We start from the raw sequence: 10,647 nt of genomic DNA on the forward strand, positions 1-10,647 counted from the left end.
TGCGCATGCCTGCCGGGCGGGCGTTGCTTACTTCTTCGACGACTCGGCCGGAGCCTGCGGAATATCCGCACTTGTGGCCATCCACAGTACCTCGGCGTCTTCTTCGCTGGTGGAGACCGCCGCGTGACCCGTGCGGCTGTCGAAGTAGATGCTGTCGCCTGCGTTCAGATGTGTGGGGGCGTACAACTCGGAGTACAGGCACACGCTGCCGCTAATCACATACAGGAATTCCTCGCCTTCGTGCCGGCCCCAGTCGTCGAACGCATCGAGCGTGTGGGCCGAAATGCGGATACGAAACGGCAGCATGGCCTTGTGCGCGAGATCGGTGGCGAGCAGTTCCATCTGATAGCCGCGATACGCGTGGCGCTGCCCGGCGTCCTTGCGGGTCAGCGCGCGGCGGCCGCCCGCGCTGACTTTAGGCGTCGAGCCGAACAGTTCGCCGATCTCGATCTTCAGACCGAGCACGATCTTCTGCAGCACGTCGAAAGTCGGCGACATCAGGCCGTTTTCCACTTTCGACAAGGTCGAGCGCGACACGCCGCACAGGCGGCTCGCTGTCTCCAGCGTCAAATCCTGTGCCTGGCGCGCCGCACGTACGCGTCGGCCCAGATCCGAGGTGGAAGGCTCGGAGGGTTTGGTGAGATGGGTATCCATGGGGTGTAGAGCGATAAGCGCGCCGCAGGGCGTACAGTGTTTCCGATCATAACATCGGGTGGCTCCGGGAGCCTCGGCCCTCACTGAAGGGCCGATATGGCGCGGAATCAGGCCGGGGTTTTCCGATCGGAAATTTCGATCTGTGACGCGTCTCCGGATCGCTCCAAAGCCTGGTGGACGCGGGCGTTCATTCCCCGCAAGAACTCCAGCAGTTCGGGGGGCTCCACGATGTCGAATTCGACTTCCAGCGTGCACAGCCATGAGGCAATCGCGTGCACGGAATTCGCCCCTGTATACACGATGCATCGCCGCGAATCGAGCGGCGCCAACTGGCCGACAAGTGGGCAGATGCTTTGGGCGAGCGCCTGCATCGGCGCGTGAAGGATCACTTTGGCGCGCACCGTGTAGGCCGAGGTCGAAATCGAACGTGAGACGTATGCAGCCAGATCACCCTTGTGCGGCCCGATACGAGGCTTGAAACGCGCTCCGCTCGAAACCGGCGGGACGATCCGGTCGACACGGAACGTCCGCCAGTCCTCCCGGCTTCGATCCCAGGCAACGAGGTACCAGCGCGATTCCGCGTTGACGAGACCTTGGGGCTCGATTGTGCGCTGGCTCGCTCTCGCTTTGACGTCCATGTAGCGAAATTGCAGCTCCTCGTGATCCGCACATGCGCCGGCAAGCGTGGCCAGCACAGTCGGATCGACCTTGGGGCCTGACTGGGCCAGCTTCTGGATAGAGGCGAAGAACGTTTTTGCCTTGCGGCTGTGCCGGGGAGGCATCAAATGTTCCAGTTTGACGAGGGCGGCGAGCGCCGACTCTTCAATGCCCTGCACGCCGCTGGCGGCAAGCGTGCGCAGCGCCAGCGAGACGGCAAGCGCTTCGTCCTCCTCGAACAGCAGGGGCGGCATGCTCGTGCCCGCTTCCAGGCTATAGCCGCCATCCGGCCCCGGCGTTGCGCTGATCCGGTAGCCCAGGCCTCGCAAGTGGTCGACGTCGCGCCGCACGGTCCGTTCGGTGATGCCAAGGCGCTCGGCCAGCACCGCACCGTGCCACGTTGGGGCGTTCCGGAGCATGCCAAGCAGGCGCAGCAGCCGTGAGGAGTTTTGCAACATTCGGCGTCGGTCTCCGTAGATGCGGACAACCTTTGTCCGCAATGCTCCGTAGATTAGCAGTATCGGCAGGCCGGGACGAAACGGCGTCTGCCGGCAAGAGCGGTGGCAGTACCCGAATGCCAGCATATCCAGTTGTTATTCATAGGAGTACGAATAACAAAGCGTTGTTTTCACTGAGGAAACTGTCATGAACATCGATTTTCCGCGCGGCGTTTCCAAGCAGACCCGCCTCCATCGTGTGCCGGCACGGCTTTTTTCCGGTGGAAGAGAAGTCAATCCCCAGCGTATTGTCGACTGGCTGGCAAGCGGCGCACGTGCGGCGAGCCAGCAGCCCGTGCTATGGCTGAGCGTGTTGCTGGCTTGTGCGGATTTCGCGACGCTGCAGGGCTTCCTGCCGCTGTTGAGCGCACTGGCGGTGCTGTTGATACCGTTCGTGGTGGGTGGGCTGATGTTCGTGCAGGATGGCGCGAGCAAGGGGCAGCCGGTGTCGCTGCGGGAGACATTTGCGGCGCTGGCGCGGCGCAGCAACGCGCTGTGGGTAATCGGGTTGTACGGTGCGGCGATTCTTGCGCTCGGCTATGTGGTTCTGCTCGCGGCCTTCCATGTCTCGCTGAACGCCTCGGTGACGGCAAGCGGTGCGCATAACCTGTCGGTCGCCTACGACGGCGGCCACGGCGTGCGTGGCGCGCTCGAATCATTGCTCGGCGCATCGATCTTCGCGATTGCGATTGCCTCTACCTGTTTCGCTCCGGCACTGGTGATGCTGCACGACATGACACCGCACGACGCGATGATTTCGAGTGCCAGCGGTGCGGCTCGTAACTGGCCAGTCATGATGACGTACTTCGCGGCGCTGACAGTGGCCGTGCTCTTCGCAACCATGGTTCCGCTGATGCTGCGTGCTCTGGTGCTGACGCCCCTGCTGGTGGCCGTGCCGCTGCTGTCGATCTACGGTGCTTACCGGGATGTGTTTGTCGACCGGTGAGCGGATAGATGAGCGGGGAGTAGCCACGCCGCCGTGTTGCCGGGCAAGTGGCCCGGCGCGCTCAATGGCTCGCTCGACACCAGCAGCGTTCCCGCAGGTAGTGCAACGGGTTTCATACCCAGATTGATTACTGCGCGCAACTCGCCGTTGTCGAAGCTCAGGACATCAGAAGCGCCGGTGGCGTGCCAGTGCAACTGGCCGGCGCCGAGCGCATGGTCGCGCCGCAGTTGCAGAAGCCGCCGATACAGTTCCAGGGTCGAGCCGCCTGCACCGTCCTGACGATCCACCGCGTAGCGCGCGAAGTTGCCCGGCTGCGGCAGCCAGCTTTTCTCGCTGGGGCCAAAGCCGAAGGACGGAGCATCTGCCTTCCAGGGGAGTGGCACGCGGCAGCCGTCACGGCCTATTTCAGCGCCATGTGTGCGGAAAAACGCGGGGTCTTGGCGATAGCGCGCTTCCAGCGTGGTGTGCTCCGGCAGGCCCAGTTCCTCGCCCTGATAGAGGTAGGCCGACCCGGGCAGCGCGAGCGTGAGCAAGGCGGCCGCACGGGCGCGGCGCAGTCCCAAGGCCTCATTGGGCTGCTCGCCGTTCGCGTCGATACCCTTCGGCCGGGCTCCCGGTTTGCGCAAGCCATAACGCGACGTGTGCCGCACCGAGTCGTGGTTGGACATGACCCAGGTTGTCGGGGCGCCGACTGCGGCCGAGGCAGCCAGCGAGGTTTCGATGACCGCGCGCAGTTCGGCAGCATCCCAGTGGGCCAGCAGATAGTCGAAATTAAAGGCCTGCTGCATTTCGTCTTGCCGAATGTAGCGGGCGAGCCGCGATTGCGGCGCTATCCAGGCCTCGGCCACCATCATCCGATCACCGGGATAGCTGTCCAGTACGCGGCGCCAGCTACGGTAGATCTCATGTACACCGTCCTGGTCCCACATGGGCCCCGCAGTGTGGCTGCTGCCGCTGCCGTCCTCCACGCCTTCCACCATCGTGGCGTGACCGCCCCAATCGGGCAGGCCCGGCGCCTTGATGAGACCGTGCGCCACATCGACGCGAAAACCATCCACACCGCGCTCCAGCCAGAAGCGCAGCACGTCCTCGAATTCCGTGCGGACCTCGGGGTGATCCCAGTTCAGGTCCGGCTGCTTGCGGTCGAACAGATGCAGATACCACTGTGAGTCCCCGGGGGCACGCGACCAGGCGTTGCCGCCGAACACGCTTTGCCAGTTGTTCGGCGGCAGTTCGCCATGCGCGCCGCGGCCGTCGCGAAACAGGTAGCGCGCCCGTTCGGCGCTGCCAGGTGGCGACTTCAGCGCCGCCTGAAACCACGCGTGTTCGTCGGAGGTGTGATTGGGCACCAGATCGACGATCACCTTCATGCTGAGCGCGTGGGCCCCACGCAGCATGCGGTCGAAATCGTCCAGCGTGCCGAATAGCGGATCGACGGCACGGTAGTCGGCTACGTCGTAGCCGGCGTCGGCCTGAGGGGAGCGATAGAACGGCGAGAGCCAGATTGCGTCGACACCGAGACGGGCCAGATAAGGCAGCTTCGCGGTGATCCCGGGCAAATCGCCGATACCGTCTCCGTCCGAATCCGCAAAGGAGCGCGGATAGATCTGATAGATCACCGCGCTGCGCCACCATTCGGCACCCGCGTGGGCCTCAGGGGCGGCGAATTCTCTCGTGCGCACATTCATGTTGCTGACCTCTTGTGGTGAATCCCGACGAGGAGCCGGCATGCAGCGGGTGCAGGCCGGCGAGCAACCCTGATTATGAGGCCGAGTGGGCCGGTTTCACGTGATTGCTTACTGCGCAAAGTTTGCATAGGAAGAATTTTCGCGCGCCACCTTGACCCGCTGCGCGGCGATCTCGGCGCGGTCCGAAGGCGGCGAGGGGTACGAGGTCTTCTCATCGGCAGCGGTCGTGCCGTTCAGAAAGGCCTGATACAACTGCGCCTTGACCTGTGCGCGTGTCAGACCTTGAGTGTCCGGTTGAGCGTTGGCCGCATGCGCACCGGCAGCGCACAGTGCGATTGTGGTAGTGAGGAAAAACGTGCTGAGTGGGCGTTTCATGAGTGGCACCTCGGATCAATGTGAGCGAAGGACATCGCACCGTGTGTGCAGGGGCGTTCTGTCTGAAACACACGGTGTATGCCTATCTTCGCCATCTGATGGCGGGCGCCGGCTTGGCAAAGATTAAGCTTTGTTCATCGAGTGATGGGGACGCATGTATGGCCGCGCATGCGCACTTTCCAGGCTTACCTAAAGGATGTTTCATGTTCTCCGGCAACGCTTTTGCGATACTGCACGCTCGCTCTTTCGAGTGCCAGTCTTCGCAAGGCTGGCCATGCAGACCATGGCAAAAATTTTGACGATCGAGGACGATCAGATTGTCGGACGCGACATAGTGGACTCCCTAAGCGATGCCGGCTTTGAAGTCGAGTGGGTGACGAGCGGACAGGACGGTATTGCGCGTGCGGTGCATGATGAGTTCGATGTCATCACGCTCGACCGCGTGTTGCCCGGCATCGATGGGCTGACCATTCTCAAGACTCTGCGCGGCGTCGGCATCGAGACACCGGTCTTGATGATCAGCGCCCTGTCCGATGTCGATGAGCGCGTTCGCGGGCTGCTGGCGGGAGGCGATGACTATATCCCCAAGCCGTTTTCTGCCGAGGAGATGAAAGCGCGCATCGACGTCCTGCTGCGCCGGCGCGGGCGTCGCCTGCAAGCTGCATCGATGGTGCTGCGTGTCGACGATCTGGAGATCGACCTGATTGCCCGGAGCGCGAAGCGCGGCGAACATGAGGTGGCGCTGCCACCGGTGGAATTCAAGCTACTCGAATACTTCGCGCGAAACTCCGGGCAAATCCTGACCCGCACAATGATCTTCCAGTCCGTATGGGACATGCATTTCGATCCGGGCACCAACCTGATCGAAGTCTATGTTGGCTTGCTGCGGCGGAAAATTGACCTCCCCGGCATGCGTCCGTTGCTCAAGACCGTGCGCGGATCGGGCTATATGCTGGGATAGGCGATGAGAATGAGCTTGTGGCGCAGCACGATTTTCCGTCTGCTGATGTTGTATGCACTGGTATTCGCGGGTTCTGTGCTGAGCCTGGTGTGGATCAACTACTGGAACTCGGCGAACTACACGGCCACGCAAGCCGACAACAACATCAGTTGGCAATTCGAATATTTCGAGGAGTTGCCGCGCAACCTGCTGCTCGGACAAATCGACGCGCGCATCAAGGCAAAGATGCGCCAACCGGTCAATTTTTATGGCGTGTTCGCAGCCGATGGCCAGTACCTCGCGGGCGATATTGCCAGACGTCCTGCTGGCGTTGAACCTGACGGGAAAGGTGTCTGGTTTCGCCCGCAACTCACGCCATCCACCATCGAGCGGCCCGAATACATGCGCACCCGAGCTACGCGGCTTCCCGACGGCGGCGTGCTGGTGATTGCTCGCGATGTCGACGAAATGACACGGCTGCGCGCTTACATGCTGGGTGGCATTGCATGGAGTGGTGCAATTGCGCTGCTCGGCGGCCTGGGCTTCGGTATCCTGTGTTCGGCTGTGCAGTTGCGGCGCATCAAGGAAATGCGCCGTCTTACGCATCTGATCGCACAAGGCAACCTCGATACGCGTTTGCCGGAGCGTGGCGGTGACGAGCTCGCCTGGCTCTCGCAGATCGTCAATCATATGCTCGACGAAATATCGCGCCTGATGAACGAGGTCAAGAGCGCATGCGACGGAATTGCCCACGATCTGCGCACGCCGTTGATCCATATCCGCTCGCTGCTGGCGCGCATTGAACCCGGCGCGCTCAAGGACGAAGACGCCGAGCGTTTGCAGCACGCCGCGCGAGAAACCGACGACGTGCTCGCGCGCTTCTCCGCGATGCTGCGCATCTCGGAGATCGAGGCCTTGCATCGTCGTGCGCAATTCAGCGACACGCAAATGCACGTTCTCTGCCAGCACGTAGGTGAGCTGTACACGCCCGTCGCGGCAGCGAGAAATGTCGAGTTACAACTCGATTTGCAACCCGTGTTGCCGGTGCGCGCCGACTATCCATTGCTGTTCGAGGCGTTGGTCAACATTGTCGATAACGCGATCAAGTTTGCGTCGCAAGAAGGGAAGGTGGTCATTGCAGTGCGGCAGTGCGCGGAAGGCCCACGTATCACAGTGCGCGACGCCGGCCCGGGTATCCCGGCCGGCGAACGGCAGGCTGTGCTGCAACGTTTCTACCGTAGCGAGCGCACGCGCGATACGCCGGGTTCGGGGTTAGGGCTTTCGGTGGTGCAGGCGGTTGCCCATCTGCACGAATTCAGACTCACGCTGGAGGACGCCCGACCCGGCACCCGCGTCGTGCTCGATTGCTGGCCCGAACGCGAACGTCGCGGTCTTTGAGTGGGGGATGTCATGCGCATCTTGTGTGTAGGAACCGGTGCACGTGCCGACTACCTGGTCGCTGCGCTCACCGAATCGAACCACAGCGTGTCGACGGCAGAGTATGTTGCCGACGCCGCTTATCTGGTCGCGATAGAACGTATCGACGCGGTGGTTGCGCTGAGCCAGGGCGCTCCCGTCGACGCGGCACGTGCGCTCGTCGCCCGGCCGGAGCATACGGTGCTTGTGGTGATCGACACTCCAGGCGAACAGGATGCGCGAATCGCCGCGCTGTATGCCGGCGCCGATGCTTGCTTTACCGGGCACTATGAGTACGCGGAACTGGAAGCCCGGCTACATGCGCTTTGGCGGGACGGCAGGGAAGGTGTTGAGGATGCCAAAACACCCGTCGAGGGCATCGTTCTTTCGCGTACAAAGCGCAGTCTGATCGGTCCGGATGGCGCAGCTCTGGCTTTGACACGGCGCGAGTATCTGCTGATGGAACGTCTGCTGCGCAGCGCCGGAACGGTTGTGCCGCGCGATGAACTGATTGGCTACGTGTTCGGTGACGCCGATGCTGATAGCGTCTCGCTGCAACGTCTGGTGTCAGCGCTGCGGCGCCGCTTTGCGGAATGCAGATGGGGTTTGCATCTTGAGACGGTTGCGCGTGTGGGGTACAGCGTGGTGTCTGGGGAAGCGGCTTAGCTGGCGATGTTTTGCGAACGCCGCCGCCGATGCACTAGTCCCCCGCACTGACGGCAGTGGGAACGGTATAAGCGTTGGCAAACCGCGGCAGGCCAGTTTGCCTTGCCTCATAGAAAAAGGGCTCTGGTTTTAACACTCAGAGCCCTTTCTAACTTACCGGTCGAGGAACGACTTCAGTCGATCCGCGCGGCTAGGATGCATCAGCTTGCGCATCGCCTTGCTTTCGATCTGGCGAATCCGTTCGCGGGTGACGTCGAACTGCTTGCCGACTTCTTCGAGCGTATGGTCCGACTTCGTGTCGATGCCATAGCGCATACGCAGCACCTTCGCTTCGCGCGGCGACAGCGAATCGAGCGCGTCGTCGATGGCGATGCGCAGGTCGGCCTGCACCGCAGCTTCCGCCGGCGACGTGGCCGAGGAGTCTTCGATCATGTCGCCCAGCGTGGCGTCGCCGTCTTCGCCCATCGGCGTTTCCATCGAAACGGGCTGGCGAGCGATCTTCAGGATGCTGCGAACCTTCTCTTCCGACAGGTCCATCCGCGCGGCCAGCACGGAAGGATGCGCTTCCTGGCCGGTCTGCTGGAGGATTTCGCGCGAAATGCGGTTCAGCTTGTTGATCGTCTCGATCATGTGCACCGGCACGCGAATCGTACGGGCCTGATCCGCCAGCGAACGCGTCACGGCCTGGCGCACCCACCACGTTGCGTAGGTGGAGAACTTCCAGCCGCGGCGATATTCGAACTTGTCCACCGCTTTCATCAGGCCGATGTTGCCTTCCTGAATCAGATCCAGGAACTGCATGCCGCGGTTGACGTATTTCTTGGCGATCGAGATCACGAGACGCAGATTCGCCTCGATCATTTCGCCCTTCGCCTTGCGCATCTTCGCTTCGGCGGCAACCATCTTGCGGTTGATTTCCTTCAACTGCTTCAGCGGCAGTGCAACAGCCGCTTCGATGGCGATCAGCTTCTGCTGTTCGGCCTGGATAGCGGGCAGATTACGCTCGAGTGCCGCGCCGAATTCCTTCGACGTTGCTGCCATGCGCATGGTCCAGCCCAGGTCGGTTTCATGGCCCGGGAACGACTCGATGAACAGATCGCGCGGCATGCCGCTCTTTTCCAGCACGATTTGCTGCAAGCGGCGCTCGATCGCGCGAACCTGCGTGACCTGGTGGTGCACGTCGCCGCACAGGCGGTCAATGGTGCGCGCGGTGAAGCGCAGCGCCGCTAGTTCTTGCTGGATGTCCTGGCGCGCGCGCAGATGGGCTTCCGAGGAGCTGCCATCGTTTGCGTGAAGCGAACTGACTTCTTCGAAGCGGGTGCGCACCCGAGCGAAAATCTCCAGACAGTCAGCTGTGAGCTTTTTCAGGCGCGCTTCGTCAACCGCGCTCGAATCTGCGGTCATGTCGTCGTCGCCGTCGGCGTCGTCGTCCGAGGCTTCGGCGTCGTCGTCCGAGGCTGCATCGACGCTATCGTCGGCAACTTCTTCCGATGTGGTGTTTTCGTTCAGGCCATCGACGAGTTCGTCGATGCGCAGCTCACCTGCCGCAACCTGATCCGCGCTTGCCAGAATGGCCGACACAGCCGACGGGCAGGCTGCGATCGCCTGAACCATTTCGTGCAGGCCGTCTTCGATGCGCTTGGCAATGGCGATTTCGCCGGCACGGGTCAGCAGTTCCGTTGCACCCATTTCGCGCATATACATGCGCACGGGGTCGGTGGTGCGGCCAAACTCGGAGTCGACCGTCGATAGCGCGACTTCGGCTTCTTCGTCCGCCTGGTCGTCGGAGACGACCGGCGAGTTGGCGTTCAGCAGCAGCGCTTCGGCATCGGGAGCCGTCTCGTAGACAGCCACGCCCATGTCGTTGAAGGTTGCAACGATGGTTTCCATCGCTGCGGTTTGCGCGAAATTATCGGGCAGGTGATCGTTGATCTGCGCGTGCGTGAGATAACCGCGCTCTTTGCCCAACTGGATCAGCGCGCGCATTTGGCGTTGCTGTTCTTCGACTTGCTGCGACGTTTCGGCAGCAACCGGGATCGCTTTACCCGCGCCCTTACCTTTGGCAGTTCGCCCGGCAGGGGCCTTGATTGAGTATCCGGCGTTGTCTCCGGAATCATCCCGATCGAAAGGGTTCAATGTCTTCTCCTCGAAGGCTTCGCTATGAGGCGCAAGACGCGTCGCTCAGGCGTTTCGGCTAGGCCGCAACATCACCTGAGTGATACATGCGGCTGGTTTGTCTATGCTCGCAAAGAGCGAAAAGATTGGCCCGCACGAAGCGGGCCCATAGAGACGCGCAAAATTCGCGCGGCCAGCGATTGTACACGAACTTGAGGGCGAGCTCTCCTCAAATGCGAGATATATGTTGAGAAAACGTCAAGTAGTGCGCGCCCTAGGGGCAGATCGTCCACGATGACGAGTTCCATTGCTGCGCGGGGTCTTCCTTGTCGCCCTCCATATGTAGGGGCGACTTCGCTGCACACAAGGTGCGGCGGCGAGATGTATGGGGAGAGCTCAGTATGTTCGGGCGGCGTTCGCTGCACCTCCGGTTGCGCAGGGCTGCCACATTCTTTTCTCTCATGGATAAGACGAGAGGTGTGTGCGACCTTCGCTTTCATCAACGCAGCGAGCGACACGCGCGTTGACTTCGATGCGCTTGCAAACTTTTTTCATGGATGGGGTTGACGTGTCCCGAACCGCATCGCATAATTCGCCTCCCGTTTGATGACGGACGCGAAGAAAGCAGAGCTTCTGAGCGAAAGATCTTTAAAAATTAACAGCCGATAAGTGTGGGCGCTTGATGGCGACGCG

At 61.8% G+C, this 10,647-nt stretch carries 9 protein-coding genes; 4 read left to right on the forward strand and 5 right to left on the reverse strand.

The features are described 5' to 3' along the window. Positions 1-27: 27 nt before the first annotated feature. Both FFS45_RS28760 and FFS45_RS28765 read right to left on the reverse strand, forming a co-directional pair. Positions 28-654 carry an XRE family transcriptional regulator gene (locus FFS45_RS28760; protein ID WP_137958028.1) on the reverse strand — a complete coding sequence of 209 codons (627 nt, stop codon included), beginning with the start codon at positions 652-654 and terminating at the stop codon, positions 28-30. Positions 655-761: 107 nt separating this feature from the next. Beyond that, positions 762-1,769: a YafY family protein gene (locus FFS45_RS28765; protein WP_137958037.1), complete on the reverse strand. Its 1,008-nt coding sequence runs from the start codon at positions 1,767-1,769 to the stop codon at positions 762-764. 187 nt (positions 1,770-1,956) lie between these two features. Between FFS45_RS28765 and FFS45_RS28770 the strand changes: the two genes are divergently transcribed. Next, the gene (locus tag FFS45_RS28770) at positions 1,957-2,754 is read left to right on the forward strand and encodes a BPSS1780 family membrane protein (protein ID WP_137958029.1); all 798 of its coding nucleotides are present in this window, start codon (positions 1,957-1,959) and stop codon (positions 2,752-2,754) included. Here the strand turns inward: FFS45_RS28770 and FFS45_RS28775 are convergent. Then, a complete protein-coding gene (locus FFS45_RS28775) occupies positions 2,727-4,442 on the reverse strand; it encodes a glycoside hydrolase family 13 protein (RefSeq protein WP_171029785.1) in 1,716 nt (571 codons plus the stop codon). The two genes, FFS45_RS28770 and FFS45_RS28775, sit on opposite strands and share 28 nt — an antisense overlap. Before the next feature lie 108 nt (positions 4,443-4,550). Beyond that, positions 4,551-4,817, reverse strand: coding sequence for a DUF4148 domain-containing protein (locus FFS45_RS28780; RefSeq protein WP_137958031.1), 267 nt, complete (start codon positions 4,815-4,817; stop codon positions 4,551-4,553). A gap of 283 nt (positions 4,818-5,100) precedes the next feature. Between FFS45_RS28780 and FFS45_RS28785 the strand changes: the two genes are divergently transcribed. From FFS45_RS28785 to FFS45_RS28795, 3 genes are read left to right on the forward strand one after another with little or no spacing between them, the layout of a single operon-like run. Further along, positions 5,101-5,778, forward strand: a complete 678-nt coding sequence (locus tag FFS45_RS28785) for a response regulator transcription factor (protein ID WP_137958038.1) — start codon at positions 5,101-5,103, stop codon at positions 5,776-5,778. Between the two features lie 3 nt (positions 5,779-5,781). Further along, positions 5,782-7,155, forward strand: coding sequence for a HAMP domain-containing sensor histidine kinase (locus FFS45_RS28790; RefSeq protein WP_137958032.1), 1,374 nt, complete (start codon positions 5,782-5,784; stop codon positions 7,153-7,155). Positions 7,156-7,167: 12 nt separating this feature from the next. Then, positions 7,168-7,839, forward strand: a complete 672-nt coding sequence (locus tag FFS45_RS28795; protein WP_137958033.1) for a winged helix-turn-helix domain-containing protein — start codon at positions 7,168-7,170, stop codon at positions 7,837-7,839. A 153-nt stretch (positions 7,840-7,992) separates the two neighbouring features. Here FFS45_RS28795 and rpoD read toward each other — a convergent pair whose 3' ends face one another. Then, a complete protein-coding gene (gene rpoD / locus FFS45_RS28800; RefSeq protein ID WP_137958034.1) occupies positions 7,993-9,975 on the reverse strand; it encodes an RNA polymerase sigma factor RpoD in 1,983 nt (660 codons plus the stop codon). Positions 9,976-10,647 lie beyond the last annotated feature (672 nt).

Origin of the sequence: Burkholderia sp. 4M9327F10, assembly GCF_005503145.1 — a bacterium.
GTDB lineage: Bacteria > Pseudomonadota > Gammaproteobacteria > Burkholderiales > Burkholderiaceae > Paraburkholderia.

What these genes read in the sequence shown, in the direction of transcription:
- FFS45_RS28760 (WP_137958028.1), bottom strand. Translation starts at nt 654, where the DNA reads ATGGATACCCATCTCACCAAACCCTCCGAGCCTTCCACCTCGGATCTG.
- FFS45_RS28765 (WP_137958037.1), bottom strand. Translation starts at nt 1,769, where the DNA reads ATGTTGCAAAACTCCTCACGGCTGCTGCGCCTGCTTGGCATGCTCCGG.
- FFS45_RS28770 (WP_137958029.1), top strand. Translation starts at nt 1,957, where the DNA reads ATGAACATCGATTTTCCGCGCGGCGTTTCCAAGCAGACCCGCCTCCAT.
- FFS45_RS28775 (WP_171029785.1), bottom strand. Translation starts at nt 4,442, where the DNA reads ATGAATGTGCGCACGAGAGAATTCGCCGCCCCTGAGGCCCACGCGGGT.
- FFS45_RS28780 (WP_137958031.1), bottom strand. Translation starts at nt 4,817, where the DNA reads ATGAAACGCCCACTCAGCACGTTTTTCCTCACTACCACAATCGCACTG.
- FFS45_RS28785 (WP_137958038.1), top strand. Translation starts at nt 5,101, where the DNA reads ATGGCAAAAATTTTGACGATCGAGGACGATCAGATTGTCGGACGCGAC.
- FFS45_RS28790 (WP_137958032.1), top strand. Translation starts at nt 5,782, where the DNA reads ATGAGAATGAGCTTGTGGCGCAGCACGATTTTCCGTCTGCTGATGTTG.
- FFS45_RS28795 (WP_137958033.1), top strand. Translation starts at nt 7,168, where the DNA reads ATGCGCATCTTGTGTGTAGGAACCGGTGCACGTGCCGACTACCTGGTC.